This window comes from Dyadobacter sp. Leaf189, assembly GCF_001424405.1.
Lineage (GTDB): Bacteria > Bacteroidota > Bacteroidia > Cytophagales > Spirosomataceae > Dyadobacter.
Genome location: NZ_LMPS01000004.1, coordinates 1131659 through 1146790, shown reverse-complemented (window position 1 = coordinate 1146790; position 15132 = coordinate 1131659). Strand labels below are relative to the sequence as shown.

The following is a 15132-nucleotide window of genomic DNA, read 5'->3' as shown; positions in this document are numbered from 1 at the left end:
TATTCGTAAACTATCGAAGCTTCAAAATATCAATATCTTGTTCGATCCCCTCAAACCTTGCGTCAAAACGGTCAAACCTGTTCATCATTGCTTCCATAAAATGAGCCAAAGTATCTTTGGTCACCATGGTATCTTTGATAACTTCTATATCGGTTGAATTCTTTCTTATAACCTTGATGATATCAAGCAGTGCTTCCTGAAAGCCACCTTGCCGGTCACTAAGCTCCATCTGGTTTTCGATCAGTTTGCCCATTAAACCTTCCATTCTGTCCAGTTTCGATGATGTGTGTTTATACCCATCTTCGAGCTGCTCCTGTCCGTTTTCGAGCCTCTCCTGTCCATTTTCAAGCCTTGCCTGCCCGATTTCAAGTCGTGCTTGTCCATTTTCAAGCCTAACCTGGCCGTCTTCAAGCCTGTCCAGCCTAAGTAACATGTCCGCGATTAATTCTTCCAGATTACTGATCCTGTCTCTGTCTTTCATGATAATGTGCTTTAAACAAATATAATAATTCTTTACTATCCTATACGGGAAAGAGGGGCCTTGGTAACGGAGGCTAGCTCTATTTTTCAAAAAAACACGGATACAGTTGGTGTTTCAAAAATAAGGGCGCACAAAAAAGCCGGAGTACAGGCTCCGGCTCTAATCGAAATACTATATTTTCTTTACTTGGTTTGTTCAACCTGCAATTTCAACCTTTGCAGCTCCTCTTCCTGACTTACTGTTTTAAAGTAGTAGTAAAGCCCGGCGATCAGGAAGATTTTTGAGAGTATGAATACTGCAATGAATGCGGGCCGCCAGAATTTGTGGACTTTAATGTGCGTGTCATTTACTTCAACGTCCAGGTACTGCCGGTCTGGGTTCTCGGCATTCGAAAATTCCTGACGCGCTTTTTTGTCACGCGTACTCCTCAGCCTGACAACTTCACGAACTGCCTCCGGCGGTGCTACGGATTCTTTTTCGAAATATTGATTGATGCCAGCTTCCAGCTCAACGACATATTCTTCCAGCATTTGGTCAGATTCAACCATTTGCCTGACCTGCGTTTGCTCCTCCTGATTTGTGAGTCCGAGAAGATGCGCTTCCAGTATTCCGCTTTCTATAAATTCCTGTGTTTTCAATGCGCTAAGCGTTGCCGTTTGTTTTGAAAAAATCGTGGAAGCTGCGAAGCACTTCCGATTTCGTGATGTTTAATTTAACTGCCACTTCATCCGGCGTAAGCCCGCGGCGAAATGCCAGGTCGAATATAACCTGTGGCGTCGGTGCGCCTGAAAAAGGGGCATTGTCTTCTTCAAGTGCCGTCAGCGACGTCAATTTCTTCTTTGCTTCCACTGCCTTTGCACGAGCCAGCTTGATAATGCAGGCTGCGTAGGAAAACGGATAGCTGTTGCAGGATTGAAGCAGGGGAGATGCAAATACACTTACCAGTACTTCCTGCGCCAAATGCGGTTGTGGAATGATTTGTAAGACAATGCCGTAAGCCATCGCACCAAACTGATCGTAAACTTCGAGCGAACTCAGGTTCCTTTCAGGCTTTAAAATAGGTTGCGGCCCCGCTGCATTGCTTATCCTTTCTAATTCATTCATACTCTACAATTAATTAAACGAAAAGTATTCAATCCTGACTGTAAAAAAAGCCGTGCTGGAAAGAAATAAGAAGGCGCCTTTTACTTGTAATAAGATAACAAGTTAAGGTAAATGTAATAGAATAACACCAATATCTCCAATTTAAGTCAAAAGTTCTGGCTGGTATTTACGGCTCACGGATGCTTACCTCAGATTGGCTGATCAGCTTGGTTGATAGGCTTTTCGTTGTATACCTTTGTAGTATGACAGATCAAATTGCGGTTATTTTCGATATGGATGGTGTAATATGTCACACCAATCCGTACCATTCCAAAGCTTTTCGTGAATTTTTTTCAAAGCGCAATCTCAGTCCTACCGATGCAGACTTTGCTGCGCATATGTATGGTAAGAGTAACAGCTACATTCTCAGTCATTTTCTTGAAAGGGTAGTGGAAGGGGAAGAGCTTTTGCAGCTTGAAGATGAAAAGGAAAGTTTGTTCCGGAAAATTTACGAGCCTTTTGTAGAGCCGATCAGCGGCTTCGTTTCATTTATTGAAGATTTGAAAAACAATCAGGTCAAACTGGGCGTCGCTACTTCTGCACCGCGGGCTAACCTGGATTTGATTCTGGGCAAAGTACAGGTTATGGATTACCTGGGCTCTGTACTGGCAAGCGAGAATGTGACAAAGCATAAACCTGATCCCGAAGTATACCTGGCTTCTGCCAAAAACCTGGGTGTGCGCCCGGAGCAATGCGTTGTTTTCGAGGATTCGTTCTCGGGGGTTTCTGCGGCGATCAACGCAGGAATGCGCGTTGTCGGGGTTTTAAGCTCACATACTATCGAAGAGCTGCCACCCTGCAATCTGTATATTTCAGATTACCACGAAATGTATTTTGCAAAAGTGAAGGCGCTATTTGCCTGATATCAGAATGGCCGCATTGCTTTTACGAAACGGCCTTTAAAATAATTGGAAAACAGATTGTCTTCTCTCACGCCGCGTGAAGTGGATGCGTGAATGAAAATGATTTCCTGCGGACTTCTCACGTCGGTTACAATGCCGGCGTGGGATACGTAGCCTTCTTTTCCGGCTTCCGGTACAAAAAACAGCCAGTCGCCCGCTTTCAGGTCTTTCAATTGACTTACCTCTTGCCCGAATTCCGACTGCTGCCAGGAAATGCGGGGAACTTTCATCCCAATCTCAGAATACACCGAACAGATCAGGCCTGAACAGTCTATTCCGCTCTTGTCATTTCCTCCCGAACGGTAGGGTGTACCTGTGTAAGTTCTGGCTACCTGTACCACCTGAGGAATTTCGGCGGCCGATAAGCTGCCCGGAGTGGAATATGCCGGTTTTGCAGCAGGTCGCGCAGCGGTTCTTGGCGCTGGCTTTCTTGCTGGTGCTTTTGGTGCGGGTTTGCGTGAGGTTAAAGTTCTTCTCCCGCTCGTTTTAGCATAGCCCGGTTTCTCAGGTGTTTTGCGGAGGGTATCACAGGAGGTCAGGAGGTTGAGGAATAAAAAGGAAAAGAGAATGGACAGCGTAATTTGCTTCTTCATGCGTAAGCTTTGAATGGAAACAATGTTTAACCAAAAATAGCAAGAAAATATTCTTTTGAGCAGCCAAAGCCGCACTTGCCGGCGGGGAACATCTATATGTAACAACTGTTTCCCAAGCGAAAAATTGTGGCAAATGTTATGTCACTGGCTGCTTTGTAAGTAGTTTTGTTATTGACAGAAATACACATTCAAACCAGATTTACCTCGAATGAAAATAATTTGTGTGGGGCGGAATTATGCAGATCATATCGCGGAGCTGAACAATGCAAAACCAGATGCTCCTGTAATTTTTCTAAAACCCGAAACTGCTCAGCTGCGCCTGGGAGAGCCTTTTTTTTACCCTTCATTTTCCAAAGATGTCCACCACGAAGTGGAGCTGGTGGTCAAGATCAACCGCGTTGGCAAAAATATAGAAGAGCGGTTTGCACATAAGTATTATGATGAAATTGGTGTGGGTATTGATTTTACGGCGAGGGACTTACAATCAGAATTGAAAAGCAAGGGACTGCCCTGGGAGCTGGCAAAGGCATTCAATGGATCAGCGCCGGTTTCGGAATTCGTGCCTGTGTCCGATTTTGAGGATATCCAGAATATCAATTTTAGTCTTGATATCAATGGAGAAATAAAGCAGCAGGGCAATTCGTCGATGATGCTTTACCGGATCAACTACCTGATTTCGTTCGTTTCCCGCTATTTTACATTGAAAAAAGGCGACCTGATTTTTACAGGTACCCCCAAAGGTGTGTCCGCCGTGCAGATCGGGGATAAGCTGACTGCATTCATCGAGGGCAAGAAGATGCTTGAACTATTCGTTAAGTAAACCGTATTCTTCAAGTTTATCGGCCAGCTGCGCCGCAATCACCTTCTTTCATGCATTATTGTTTCCGGACAATCGTCCGCATCAGCTTTTTTGCTTTGGGTTTTGCCTTTTTTGGCGGGGCTGGATTTGCCCAAAAACTGTCCTACCAGAAAGATTATTACCAGTTTCCAATCCGGCCGGGACTTCCTAATTCGCTTGCAGGCGGACTTGGTGATCTCCGGAGCAACCACTTTCATGCCGGTCTGGATATCCGCACGGAGCAGCGCGAAGGATTACCGGTTTATGCCGCGGCAGAAGGTTATGTGTATAAAGTAGGTATACAGCGGAGCGGATACGGCAATGTGATCTATCTCAGGCATCCCAATGGACAAACAACCGTTTACGGCCATTTGTTAAAATTCAGTGAGCCGCTGGCCAGCTATGTCCGGGAAGAGCAATATAAAAAGCAGACTTTTGAGATAGAGCTGTCTCCTGAGGAAGGTAGGTTTGCTGTTAAAAAGGGCGAAGTAATCGCTCTCTCGGGAAACACTGGCGGATCGGCCGGGCCGCATTTGCACTTTGAAATCCGCGATTCCAAAAACAATTATCTCAATCCACTGTACTTTGGGTTTAAGGAAATCCGGGATGTAACCCCTCCCAAATTCGTCAACCTCGCCATTCGTCCGCTCGATATCAATGGAAGAGTGAACGGGCAATTTGACAGGAAGGTATATGCGCCTGTAAAGCTTGCTGACGGATCTTATCGCCTGAAAGATCCCGTAAGTGCAACAGGAATGATCGGTTTTGATCTTGTAGCACATGATCAGATGACGGGAACGGGCTTCCGGTATGGGCTGCAATGCATTGAGATCAGAATGGACGGACAGGAGGTTTTTTCTTACAACATTGAAATTTTCCCCAGTACCTCCACCAGGGACTACAACAACCTGATCGATTACGAAACCGAGCAGGCGACAGGCCAGCGGTTTTTGAAATGTTATGTTCCTGACGGGAATACTTTTAATCTCTACAAAACCAATGCATTTCAAGGTAAGCTGAACATTACCGATACGCTGAGCCACGAGGTGAGTATCAGGATTTCAGATTCGCATGAAAATGCTTCCGAGCTGCTGTTTACCATCAAAGGTGAGCCCCGGAATCCTCCGTTGCGGGTAGATACCACCGAGGTGCGCCCCGAATGGGTTCAAACGGACGTGCAGGAAAACACTTTGGTCGTGAAAGCGAAGTATTACCGGAGCACGCTTCCATTTGCAACCTATTTTGTTGATGGTAAGGAAGTAAAAAAGGAGCCGGACCTATATGCAAATGATGCAGCCGTTTTTCTAACGGATTTAAGAGAATATCGTCCGGATTCTGTGAAAGTGGCCAATACTACTGTCAAAACTTACCTGAGAAGTCAGATCTTTCCTGCGATAGCCTCTTCGTATAAAGCGGAAAAGTGGAGTGTGAACTTCAAGAACACTAGCTTATTCGATACCCTTTTCCTGACCGGGCAGCAGAATTTCAATGCTTTGACAATCAACAACCGCGGCACTGCATTGAACGATTACATTTCAGTTGCATTCACGCCTGAGAAAGTACCTGAGAATAAAGAGAAAACGAGGGTTTACAGGTATCTTAATGGAGATTACCGGTTCCTGGGCGGAGCGTGGAACAATGATCAGATTGAATTTGATACCAGGGAGCTGGGGACTTTCGTGATCATGGCAGATACAATGCCCCCGAAAGTACGCCTGACCGAAAATAGTAAAACACGTATCACCGGTTTTATCAGCGATCCTACCTCGGGTATTGAAAGCTTCAATGCTTTTGTAAACGGAGAATGGGTGCTCTTGAACTACGATTATAAAAAAGCATATATATGGTCTGAAAAACTGGACAAGACCAAGCTTTTCGAAGGCGAGCTTGTGCTGGAAGTAAAGGACAGGGCGGGAAATAGTACTATCTTGCGAACAGAAATTACCGAACCGGTTGTTATCCGTAAGAAGGTAAATAAACGTAAAAAGTAAACTATGGCAATTGAGGCAGGAGAGCCCGCACCCGCATTTTCAGCAAAAGACCAGGATGGCAACGAAGTAAAACTCTCGGATTTTAAGGGAAAAAAACTGGTTCTTTACTTTTATCCTAAAGATGATACACCAACCTGCACAACGCAGGCCTGTAACCTTCGTGATAACTACGATTTGTTGATCAAAAAAGGTTATAGTGTGCTTGGTGTCAGTGTCGATGATCAGAAATCGCATTTGAAATTTATCAAAAAGCATAACCTGCCTTTCTCACTTCTTTCCGATACCGATCACAAGATGGTGGAAGCTTATCAGGTTTGGGGTGAAAAAACGAATTTTGGACATACTTATATGGGTATAATCCGCACTACTTTCGTCATTAATGAAGAAGGTGTGATCGAGGAGGTAATTCAGAAGGTAGAGGCCAAAAATCACGCAGGTCAAATTCTTGGTAAAACTGAATAATTATAAGTCATTTTGCCAGTCCGATTAAGCTGACATTTGCCTGGCTAAGTCACTCACCACGAGGACGGCCGGATTTAATATAGTCCAATAGAAAATCGATAAAAATGGAAATTGAACAACTAGAAAAAGTAGCTTCACAAGTTCGCAGGGACATTGTACGCATGGTGCATGGCTGCCAGTCGGGTCACCCGGGCGGTTCTCTCGGCTGTACCGAATTGTTAGTAGCGCTGTACTTCGAGCGGATGAAACTGAAAGAGGCAGACGGCAAGCCCGTTTTTGATATGAATGGAACGGATGAAGATCTGTTTTTTCTCTCAAATGGCCACATTTCTCCTGTGTGGTACAGCACGTTGGCCCGTCGCGGCTATTTCCCGGTTGAGGAAATGGCTACTTTCCGCAAGCTGGATTCAAGATTACAAGGTCACCCGACCACGCACGAGCATTTGGAAGGTATCCGCATTGCCTCTGGTTCACTTGGACAGGGAATGTCTGTGGCAATCGGTGCTGCATTGGCGAAAAAGCTCAATGGAGACAAAGGCCTGGTATACGTGTTAATGGGAGACGGTGAGCAGCAGGAAGGCCAGGTTTGGGAAGCAGCTACTTTTGCGCCGCACCACCAGGTTGACAATCTGGTCGCATTTATCGATTTGAACGGACAGCAGATCGACGGTCCTACCGTGAAGGTTATGAACAACCTTGATCTTGGTAAGAAATATGAAGCATTTGGCTGGGAAGTGATTTCCATTGAAGAAGGAAATGATATGGCAGCGGTGCTGAAAGGTTTGTACGAGGCAAAAAGCCGCCTTGGTCACGGCAGACCTATTATGGTCCTGCTCCACACCGGAATGGGCTTTGGTGTTGACTTTATGATGGGCAGCCACAAATGGCACGGCGTTGCGCCAAACGATGAGCAGCTGGCAGCAGCATTGGGTCAGTTGGAAGAGAGTTTGGGAGACTATTAATACCGGATAACCCAAATTCCTTTAAGCCATTCTATTATTTATAAGAAGATATCAAACTCATGAAAAAATACACCTTCACTGAAAAGAAAGATACCCGCTCGGGTTTTGGTGCCGGAATGCACGTTTTGGGTCAGCAAAATCCAAATGTAGTTGCACTTTGTGCTGACTTGGTGGGTTCTTTGAAGTTAGAGCCTTTTATTAAAGAAAATCCGGAGCGTTTTGTTCAATGCGGGATTTCGGAAGCAAATATGATCGGAATCTCGGCTGGTCTGACAATTGGCGGTAAAATTCCTTTTGCAACTACTTTTGCCAACTTTGCGACAGGCCGCGTTTATGATCAGATCCGCCAGAGTGTAGCCTATTCAGGTAAAAATGTGAAAATCTGCGCATCTCACGCAGGCTTGACATTGGGAGAAGATGGCGCTACCCACCAGATCCTGGAAGATATCGGAATGATGAAAATGCTGCCTGGAATGACAGTAATCAATCCTTGCGACTATAACCAGACCAAAGCTGCTACCATTGCAATCGCTGAATATGACGGTCCTGTGTACCTGCGTTTCGGCCGGCCGGTTATCCCTGTATTCACGGATGCAGACCAGAAGTTTGAGATCGGCAAAGCGTGGATGGTGAACGAAGGAACGGATGTCAGCATTTTTGCGACCGGCCACATGGTTTGGGAAGCGATCCAGGCTGGCGAGTTGCTGGAAGCAGAAGGTATCAATGCTGAAATTATCAACATTCACACCATTAAGCCGCTTGACGAAGAAGCTGTACTGAAATCTGTGGAAAAAACAGGTTGCGTGGTTACAGCCGAAGAGCACAACCGCATTGGCGGACTTGGTGACAGCGTTGCGCAGGTTCTGGTGAAAAACAAGCTGGCTCCGCAGGAATATGTAGCTGTGGACGATAGCTTCGGCGAAAGCGGAACACCAACGCAGCTTTTGGAAAAATACGGATTAACAGCCAAACACATTGTGGAAGCTGCCAAGCGTGCAATTGCCAGAAAGCAGGCATAACGCATTTACATTATAAAATCAGAAGTTGTAAATAGAGCCCGGTGGGAAGTGAAACACGTCTTTCGCTCCCGCCAGGCTCAATTTTTGTTTGATGAAATGGAAAAATAAACTATTATTGACTTACGTTCATTCGCATTTGAGCGGCAATGCTACCCACGCTGCGCTGGCGAATGAACTTTCAGGTTAGAACCTTTTAAATGTCTGACGAAGAATTATTATCCCTTTTTGCAAATCCGGAAACGCGTCGAAATGCGTTTAATCAGCTTGTACGGAAGTACCAGCAAAAAGTATATTGGCTGGTTCGCAAAATGGTTATTGACCACGATGATGCCAACGACGTTACTCAGGATGTGTTCATTAAAGCCTGGACTGCGCTTGAAAATTTCCGGGGTGATGCCAAGCTATACACGTGGCTGTACCGCATTGCGAGTAACGAGGCGATCAACTTTTTGAACAAAAAAAGAAGAAAGTACTTCGTGCCGATTTATGATGTTGAAAATGAACTGGCGGAAAAGCTGGAAGCCGATCCGGAAGTCAGCGGCGATGCGATTCAGCTAAAATTGCAAAAGGCGATACTGAAATTGCCAGAAAAGCAGCGGCTTGTTTTTAACCTTAAATACTTTGAAGAACTGCCGTATGAGGAGATTTCAGAGATAACCGGGACATCAGTCGGCGCATTGAAAGCTTCTTATCACTGGGCGTCAAAAAAAATTGAGGATTATTTAAATGACAATGATTAAACTATTTGCGGCGCAAAGAGTCAAACTTCCGAATAAGTAAAAATTATTAATAACTATGGATAAGGGACGTATACGATTGGAAGATATCCGGAAGGAGGTTCCATTTTCGGTGCCCGAGGACTATTTCGATAAGTTGCCTCAACAAATTCAATCCAGGATACCTGCTGAGCCGGTGCGAAAACCTGTTATCAGTTGGAACTGGCAGCGGGTGACCGGCCTGGTCTCGGCAATGGCGATCATCCTTGTTCTGGTTTGGGTAACTGTTCCCGAGCGGCAGGGATCTCTCGGCCAGGAACCTTTGAGCGATGTGAGCAATGCTTCCATTATCAATTACCTGGAAGAAGAAAATATCAGCTACTATGATCTGAGTGAACATAAAGTAGTTCAAAAAGCTTTTGATACGGACTCAACAGTTTTGTATTATCTGGATGGACTTGACGACGATGTGATCCGTCAGCAAATCCAGGAATCGGTTACTGCACAAGAAACCATCTGACCCTAACAGCATCAAGAAAAAATGAAGGTTAAGCTTATTACCCGGAGATATCTGAACATCCTTTGCGGCCTTGTTATGATTGTGGCCGCAGCTTCCAATGCGAATGCGCAGCATCGGTCAGAAGAAGAAATCAAGAGGATACAGGACGCAAAAGTGGCGATTATAACAAATCGCCTGAACCTGACACCGGAACAGTCGGCTGGTTTTTGGCCTGTTTATAATGAATATTCGCAGAAGCGCCGTGAAATCCACCGCTCTCAACGGAAGATTATTAACGACAAGAAGGCCGAAGGAAAAACCGATGACCAGGTCCTGAACAATCTGAAAGAAGTGCAGGATTTGCGGCAGAAAGAACTGGACCTTGAAAAAGAATACCAGAGCAAGTTTCTGAAAACCATTACAGCAGCCCAGGTTATTGAATTGTATAAAGCGGAACGCACATTCAACGATATGTTGATCCAGCGCCTGAAACAACGTAATTAGCGTACCTGATACATTCGAACTATTACAAAAAGAATCCCACAACCGTGAACCGGTTGTGGGATTTTCTTATAACCGCATTCTGGTTTTAATGGCCTCCAACAGTCTGGACGTCATTGATACCTCTTGTTTCCACGGTAATGTTTCGCAAGGGGGCAGAATGCTTTTTGAAGTCCTGGATAATTTCGAGGACATCATAGTCGATGTTAAGCGACTTGCTACCATCTATGACCACCGTAGCTCCGTCTGGCAGGTTTTCCAGTGTCGCACTGATACTTCCTTTGTTCAGGAAAGTCACTTCTTCCGACAATATCAATGTAATCACCTCACCTTCACGGTGCTGCTCTTTAACATAGTGGTAGGAGTGCTGGTAATTCTTTCTCAGAATAAAGTAGATCGCGACTACCATTCCCACAGCGATGCCTTTGAGCAAATCTGTACTGAGAATAGCGATAATGGTAACTATAAACGGGATAAACTGCTCTTTACCCAATCGGTACATTCCCTGATAAAGCGAGAATTTAGAGAGCTTGTACCCTACCATTAACAGAATAGCTGCAAGAGATGCCAGCGGAATGTAATTCAGGAATTTCGGGATCAATACGGCCGATAGCAGAAGAATTGTACCGTGTATAATGGTACTCATCCGGGTACGGCCACCTGAGTCGATATTGGCAGAACTGCGCACGATAACCTGTGTTACAGGTAACCCTCCGATCAAACCCGACGTCATGTTCCCGATACCCTGCGCAATCAGCTCGCGGTTGGTAGGAGTGCTGCGCTTGAAGGGATCAAGCTTGTCGGTTGCTTCAACAGAAAGGAGTGTTTCAAGGCTCGCTACAATCGCCAGGGTCAACCCTATGGTATATACTTCTACTCTTTGAAAGGCAGAGAAATCAGGTGTTTTGAAGAACCCGAAGAACTCGCGGGCATTTGTTGCAACAGGCAGCTGCACCATGTGTTCGCCTGAAAGCGTCCATGCAGGCATTAATGCGGCATAAACCAGATTTAATGCAACCCCTATCAACACAACAAACAATGCGCCCGGCACAAAGCGGAAAAACTGGATCCGTTTCATGAAAGGCTTGTCGAACAGGATCAGTAATCCGAGCGAGACCGCAGAAATGATGATTGCGCCGGTACTGCTGTACCTTACGGAGTTCCAGATTTCAGTAAACGTATTCTGCCCGTCTTTCTGATTGAATGCCTCATCGCCCATGAAATCTGCATCGTACCCGAAAGCATGAGGGATTTCTTTGAGGATCAGGGTGATACCAATAGCAGCGAGCATTCCCTTGATCACCGATGAAGGGAAATAGTACCCGATGATTCCCGCCTTTAGCAGACCGGCAATAACCTGCAAAGCACCTGCTATGACTACCGCCAGGAGGAAGGCTTCAAAGCTGCCCAACGTTTCAAGCGCATTTAAAACGATCACAACAAGTCCGGCAGCCGGGCCTGCAACACCTAACGAAGATCCGCTGAGCGCGCCTACTACAATCCCGCCTATCATTCCGGCAATAATCCCTGAGAAAAGCAGGTCGGACCTGCCGGTAGAGGCGAGTGCCACGCCGAGGCAAAGTGGTAGTGCCACCAGGTACACGACGAGCCCGGAGGGGAAATCGTATTTGAGGTTGGAGAACAAACTCTTATTTTTCAAAGACATACGACTGATTCGAAAGGATTGTTAGTTTTTATTTTTGTAGTTAGCCTAAACGAGTTGAAGACTTTCCAGCCGGTATACATCCTCAAAATCGTTGGTGTTGCCTGCTGTCACATCAAGGTCTTGCAGGATACCTGAGCTGATGTCGTAAACAACTCCATGAACTTGGAGCGCTTTCCCGTTTGACCAGGCATTTTGTACAATGCTGGTTTTGGCAAGACCACGTACCTGTTCGATCACATTGAGTTCAACAAGTCTGTTGCTGCGCAGTTGAAGATCAGAAATAGCGTTGAGCTCTTTCTGGTGCAGCCTGTAAACGTCTTTGATGTGACGTAACCAGTTGTCGATCAATCCCACCTGCTTGTTGCCCATTGCCGTAAGTACACCACCGCAACCATAATGTCCGCAAACAATAATGTGGATTACACCAAGCACATTCACCGAGTAATCGAGCACGCTCAGCATACTCATGTCGGTGTGGATCACCATGTTGGCGATGTTGCGGTGTACGAAGATATCCCCTGGCTGGGTGCCTGTCAGGGCATTTGCCGGAACGCGGCTATCGGAGCAACCGATCCACAAAAACTTAGGACTTTGGCCTTTCGCCAGGTTGTTAAAAAAGTCTGGATTTTCTTGGGTAGTATCGTTAACCCACTTCTTATTGTTTTCAAAAAGCTGCTGATATGACTTGACCATGATCTCTGATTAGTATAAAAATAAAAGGATATAGTCCTAGCTTCGAATGGACAACAATTATCCATAGAATGCTGGAATATTTACTAAATCGGGGGAAATCAAATCAGCTCCGGAGGTGGGGAGAGCAGATTATAAACAATGTCATTCCGAAAACTGATAGCGTACAGGAAGGAGTTTTTCGGTGGAATGGACAGGGAGAAATGGTCGAATTGAACTGCATGATCAGTGAAGAGCTGATCGTCGGTCATTTTTTCGGCTTCCGTTTTTTCATTATCACAGGTACCGGTATCGCAAACCACAGACATTTTGCTTTTGGCAAGCAAAATACTTGCTACATCTGTGGCTTTACAGATGAGAAAGGTCGTAAGCAGTATGAGACAAAGTGTTCTGAGCAATGTATTTCAGATTTGAGGAAGCGAGTTGGTAACGCCTGGTTGGGCTAAAACGTTCTTTCCCAGGTAATTTATTGCAGACGGTGTACAAAATATGTTACTACTGCAATATCAGCGGAGACAAAAAAAGGGCAATGAAGCCCTGTTACTTATTGGTTTTCCAATTCTTTTCATTGTTCTCAAGCCAGCGCCCCACGAGAAATGCGGAACCCAGTAGAACAATATAGAAAACGATCATTATTATTGTCATTCCCATAATTAATCAATTAAATAGACTTTTTTGACTTGGACAAAAATAGGTAAAAAATGCAAATGGAATCTATTTCAACAAAATTTAAAGTACCCCTTTTGTTGACGGCATAAAATCCAAAGCCTTCATATCGCGACGCACAGCCATTTTGATCGCCTTGGCAAAGGCTTTAAAAACAGACTCAATCTTGTGGTGCTCGTTATCGCCTGCGACTTTGATATTCAGGTTAGACAAAGACGTGTCCGAGAATGATTTGAAAAAGTGAAAGAACATTTCCGTAGGCATTTCACCAATTTTCTCGCGCTTGAACTCCGCATCCCACACAATCCACGGCCGGCCTGAGAAATCAATGGCTACTTGCGCAAGCGCTTCGTCCATTGGAAGCAGGAACCCATACCTGTTGATACCCCTTTTGTCGCCGATCGCCTGGCGGTAAGCTTCGCCCAATGCAAGTGCAGTGTCTTCAATCGTGTGGTGCTCATCTATGTGCAGATCACCGGCAACGCGGATAGAAAGATCGGCACCTGAATGCCGGGCAAGCTGGTCAAGCATGTGATCGAAGAAGCCCAGGCCCGTGTGAATATCGGACCGGCCACTGCCGTCGAGGTTCAGCTCTATTTTGATCTGTGTTTCTTTTGTATTTCGCTCCACGGACGCAATCCGGGAAGGTAATTTCAAATGTTCATAAATCGTATCCCAGTTCGTTGTGATCAATGCAGTTGCGGATTTAATCTGGTCCGAGATACTGTTATCCGGGAAAGATTCAGCAAACAGAATTGCTTTTGCGCCCAGATTTACGGCCAGTTGAACGTCGGTCAGCCTGTCACCGATTACGTAGCTGTTCGCAAGATCGTATTCTTCCGTTAGGTAGGACGTCAGCATGGCAGTGCCGGGCTTGCGCGTGGGCAGGTTATCCTCGGGGAAGCTTCTGTCCACGTGTATAGCAGCGAAGTTGATATTTTCACCTGCCAGTGTTTGAAGCATTTTGTTGTGAGCGGGCCAGAAAGTAGGCTCGGGAAACGAGTCAGTCCCCAGACCATCCTGATTGGTTACCATCACCAGTTCGTAGTCAGTTTCTTCGGCTATTTTCCTAAGATTTGAGATCGTTTTGGGTAAGAATTCCAGTTTTTCAAGCGAGTCAACCTGAAAGTCAGTTTTTGGTTCTACGATAATCGTCCCGTCCCGGTCAATAAATAGTACTTTTTTCATTCGTCAAATAGTAAGAAGATAGCGGTTATATCCGAACTGCCCGGCTGTGATTTCCTGCAAAGTTCGCAAAGAATGGGAAATTGAAAAGCTATCAGAGCGAATGTAGGCGAGTTTAACGCATTTATTAAGAATAACAGTGCGCGAGAAATCTTAACTTTGGCTTTCAAACTTGACTTGAATAGGATGTTTACAGGAATTGTTGAAGCACTGGCCGACGTAGTAAAGATAGAGCAGGAGGGTACTAACAAGACATTTACATTGGCTTCTTCCATTGCAACAGAATTTAAAATCGATCAGAGTATCAGTCACAACGGGGTTTGTCTGACGGTTGTGGCAGTGGATGGTGAAAACTATCAGGTAACCGCGATTGAAGAAACCCTTTCAAAAACAAATTTGGGAGAGCTGGTGCCAGGCAGCAAGGTCAACCTGGAAAGATGTATGCCCGCCAATGGTCGTTTTGACGGACACATTGTACAAGGGCATGTAGATCAGACAGGCATTTGCACGAATGTGGAAGAAAGAGATGGCAGCTGGCTCTTCGACTTTGAGTACGATAGCGCAACTGGCAATATTACAGTTGAAAAGGGCTCCATTTGCATCAATGGCGTGAGTCTCACGGTATTCAATTCGGAGAAGAATGCATTCAGAGTGGCGATTATACCTTACACTTATTCCTTTACGAATTTTCACTCATTGAAGCCAGGCGATTCTGTTAACCTGGAATTTGATATTTTAGGTAAATACATTAAAAGAATTCTTGGCGCTTATACAGTTTAGGATATTGGCTTCTAACATTATTACGTTTATTTTTACCC

18 protein-coding genes are annotated in these 15132 nt (G+C 45.3%); 10 read left to right on the top strand and 8 right to left on the bottom strand.

Going from position 1 to position 15132, the window contains the following annotated elements:
- Window positions 1-10 precede the first annotated feature (10 nt).
- The 3 genes from ASG33_RS14160 to ASG33_RS14150 form a co-directional block, all read right to left on the bottom strand.
- Entirely contained in the window at window positions 11-481 is a 471-nt protein-coding gene (locus ASG33_RS14160) for a hypothetical protein (RefSeq protein WP_056286127.1), read from the bottom strand.
- Window positions 482-663: 182 nt separating this feature from the next.
- The gene (locus tag ASG33_RS14155; protein ID WP_056286123.1) at window positions 664-1119 is read right to left on the bottom strand and encodes a hypothetical protein; all 456 of its coding nucleotides are present in this window, start codon (window positions 1117-1119) and stop codon (window positions 664-666) included.
- A 4-nt stretch (window positions 1120-1123) separates the two neighbouring features.
- Entirely contained in the window at window positions 1124-1585 is a 462-nt protein-coding gene (locus ASG33_RS14150; protein ID WP_056286120.1) for a sigma-70 family RNA polymerase sigma factor, read from the bottom strand.
- 242 nt (window positions 1586-1827) lie between these two features.
- Here ASG33_RS14150 and ASG33_RS14145 point away from each other — a divergent pair, with 242 nt between their 5' ends.
- Window positions 1828-2487: an HAD family phosphatase gene (locus ASG33_RS14145; protein WP_056286117.1), complete on the top strand. Its 660-nt coding sequence runs from the start codon at window positions 1828-1830 to the stop codon at window positions 2485-2487.
- A gap of 2 nt (window positions 2488-2489) precedes the next feature.
- Here the strand turns inward: ASG33_RS14145 and ASG33_RS14140 are convergent, their stop codons facing one another.
- Window positions 2490-3119 carry a C40 family peptidase gene (locus ASG33_RS14140; RefSeq protein WP_056286113.1) on the bottom strand — a complete coding sequence of 210 codons (630 nt, stop codon included), beginning with the start codon at window positions 3117-3119 and terminating at the stop codon, window positions 2490-2492.
- 208 nt (window positions 3120-3327) lie between these two features.
- Between ASG33_RS14140 and ASG33_RS14135 the strand changes: the two genes are divergently transcribed.
- From ASG33_RS14135 to ASG33_RS14100, 8 genes are all read left to right on the top strand, one after another.
- Window positions 3328-3939 carry a fumarylacetoacetate hydrolase family protein gene (locus ASG33_RS14135; protein WP_056286109.1) on the top strand — a complete coding sequence of 204 codons (612 nt, stop codon included), beginning with the start codon at window positions 3328-3330 and terminating at the stop codon, window positions 3937-3939.
- Window positions 3940-3989: 50 nt separating this feature from the next.
- A complete protein-coding gene (locus ASG33_RS14130; RefSeq protein WP_056286107.1) occupies window positions 3990-5948 on the top strand; it encodes a M23 family metallopeptidase in 1959 nt (652 codons plus the stop codon).
- Between the two features lie 3 nt (window positions 5949-5951).
- Entirely contained in the window at window positions 5952-6410 is a 459-nt protein-coding gene (gene bcp / locus ASG33_RS14125) for a thioredoxin-dependent thiol peroxidase (protein WP_056286105.1), read from the top strand.
- A gap of 104 nt (window positions 6411-6514) precedes the next feature.
- Window positions 6515-7372, top strand: coding sequence for a transketolase (locus ASG33_RS14120; protein WP_056286102.1), 858 nt, complete (start codon window positions 6515-6517; stop codon window positions 7370-7372).
- A 59-nt stretch (window positions 7373-7431) separates the two neighbouring features.
- The gene (locus ASG33_RS14115; RefSeq protein WP_056286097.1) at window positions 7432-8391 is read left to right on the top strand and encodes a transketolase family protein; all 960 of its coding nucleotides are present in this window, start codon (window positions 7432-7434) and stop codon (window positions 8389-8391) included.
- A gap of 197 nt (window positions 8392-8588) precedes the next feature.
- Window positions 8589-9131, top strand: a complete 543-nt coding sequence (locus tag ASG33_RS14110; protein ID WP_056286094.1) for an RNA polymerase sigma factor — start codon at window positions 8589-8591, stop codon at window positions 9129-9131.
- Between the two features lie 55 nt (window positions 9132-9186).
- Complete coding sequence (locus ASG33_RS14105) at window positions 9187-9627, top strand: hypothetical protein (protein WP_056286091.1); 441 nt, start codon at window positions 9187-9189, stop codon at window positions 9625-9627.
- A gap of 21 nt (window positions 9628-9648) precedes the next feature.
- The gene (locus tag ASG33_RS14100) at window positions 9649-10110 is read left to right on the top strand and encodes a hypothetical protein (RefSeq protein ID WP_056286089.1); all 462 of its coding nucleotides are present in this window, start codon (window positions 9649-9651) and stop codon (window positions 10108-10110) included.
- 85 nt (window positions 10111-10195) lie between these two features.
- Here ASG33_RS14100 and ASG33_RS14095 read toward each other — a convergent pair whose 3' ends face one another.
- The 4 genes from ASG33_RS14095 to hisB all read right to left on the bottom strand — a co-directional run bounded on the left by ASG33_RS14095 (window position 10196) and on the right by hisB (window position 14317).
- Window positions 10196-11773, bottom strand: a complete 1578-nt coding sequence (locus tag ASG33_RS14095; protein ID WP_056286085.1) for a SulP family inorganic anion transporter — start codon at window positions 11771-11773, stop codon at window positions 10196-10198.
- A 45-nt stretch (window positions 11774-11818) separates the two neighbouring features.
- Window positions 11819-12466, bottom strand: coding sequence for a carbonate dehydratase (can, locus tag ASG33_RS14090; RefSeq protein ID WP_056286082.1), 648 nt, complete (start codon window positions 12464-12466; stop codon window positions 11819-11821).
- Between the two features lie 98 nt (window positions 12467-12564).
- A complete protein-coding gene (locus ASG33_RS14085) occupies window positions 12565-12861 on the bottom strand; it encodes a hypothetical protein (protein WP_056286079.1) in 297 nt (98 codons plus the stop codon).
- 331 nt (window positions 12862-13192) lie between these two features.
- Window positions 13193-14317 (bottom strand): bifunctional histidinol-phosphatase/imidazoleglycerol-phosphate dehydratase HisB, encoded by a 1125-nt coding sequence (hisB, locus tag ASG33_RS14080; protein WP_056286075.1) that lies wholly within the window; start codon window positions 14315-14317, stop codon window positions 13193-13195.
- A gap of 183 nt (window positions 14318-14500) precedes the next feature.
- On the opposite strand from hisB, the gene ASG33_RS14075 reads away from it, so the two are divergent.
- On the top strand, window positions 14501-15094 hold the full coding sequence (locus ASG33_RS14075) for a riboflavin synthase (protein WP_056286073.1): 594 nt from the start codon (window positions 14501-14503) through the stop codon (window positions 15092-15094).
- Window positions 15095-15132 lie beyond the last annotated feature (38 nt).

Excerpts from the sequence above, each read along its gene's own strand:
- can (WP_056286082.1), bottom strand. The coding sequence starts at position 12,466 with ATGGTCAAGTCATATCAGCAGCTTTTTGAAAACAATAAGAAGTGGGTT.
- bcp (WP_056286105.1), top strand. The coding sequence starts at position 5,952 with ATGGCAATTGAGGCAGGAGAGCCCGCACCCGCATTTTCAGCAAAAGAC.
- ASG33_RS14095 (WP_056286085.1), bottom strand. The coding sequence starts at position 11,773 with ATGTCTTTGAAAAATAAGAGTTTGTTCTCCAACCTCAAATACGATTTC.
- ASG33_RS14105 (WP_056286091.1), top strand. The coding sequence starts at position 9,187 with ATGGATAAGGGACGTATACGATTGGAAGATATCCGGAAGGAGGTTCCA.
- ASG33_RS14150 (WP_056286120.1), bottom strand. The coding sequence starts at position 1,585 with ATGAATGAATTAGAAAGGATAAGCAATGCAGCGGGGCCGCAACCTATT.
- ASG33_RS14135 (WP_056286109.1), top strand. The coding sequence starts at position 3,328 with ATGAAAATAATTTGTGTGGGGCGGAATTATGCAGATCATATCGCGGAG.
- ASG33_RS14100 (WP_056286089.1), top strand. The coding sequence starts at position 9,649 with ATGAAGGTTAAGCTTATTACCCGGAGATATCTGAACATCCTTTGCGGC.
- ASG33_RS14160 (WP_056286127.1), bottom strand. The coding sequence starts at position 481 with ATGAAAGACAGAGACAGGATCAGTAATCTGGAAGAATTAATCGCGGAC.
- ASG33_RS14115 (WP_056286097.1), top strand. The coding sequence starts at position 7,432 with ATGAAAAAATACACCTTCACTGAAAAGAAAGATACCCGCTCGGGTTTT.
- ASG33_RS14075 (WP_056286073.1), top strand. The coding sequence starts at position 14,501 with ATGTTTACAGGAATTGTTGAAGCACTGGCCGACGTAGTAAAGATAGAG.
- ASG33_RS14145 (WP_056286117.1), top strand. The coding sequence starts at position 1,828 with ATGACAGATCAAATTGCGGTTATTTTCGATATGGATGGTGTAATATGT.
- ASG33_RS14130 (WP_056286107.1), top strand. The coding sequence starts at position 3,990 with ATGCATTATTGTTTCCGGACAATCGTCCGCATCAGCTTTTTTGCTTTG.
- ASG33_RS14110 (WP_056286094.1), top strand. The coding sequence starts at position 8,589 with ATGTCTGACGAAGAATTATTATCCCTTTTTGCAAATCCGGAAACGCGT.
- ASG33_RS14120 (WP_056286102.1), top strand. The coding sequence starts at position 6,515 with ATGGAAATTGAACAACTAGAAAAAGTAGCTTCACAAGTTCGCAGGGAC.
- hisB (WP_056286075.1), bottom strand. The coding sequence starts at position 14,317 with ATGAAAAAAGTACTATTTATTGACCGGGACGGGACGATTATCGTAGAA.
- ASG33_RS14140 (WP_056286113.1), bottom strand. The coding sequence starts at position 3,119 with ATGAAGAAGCAAATTACGCTGTCCATTCTCTTTTCCTTTTTATTCCTC.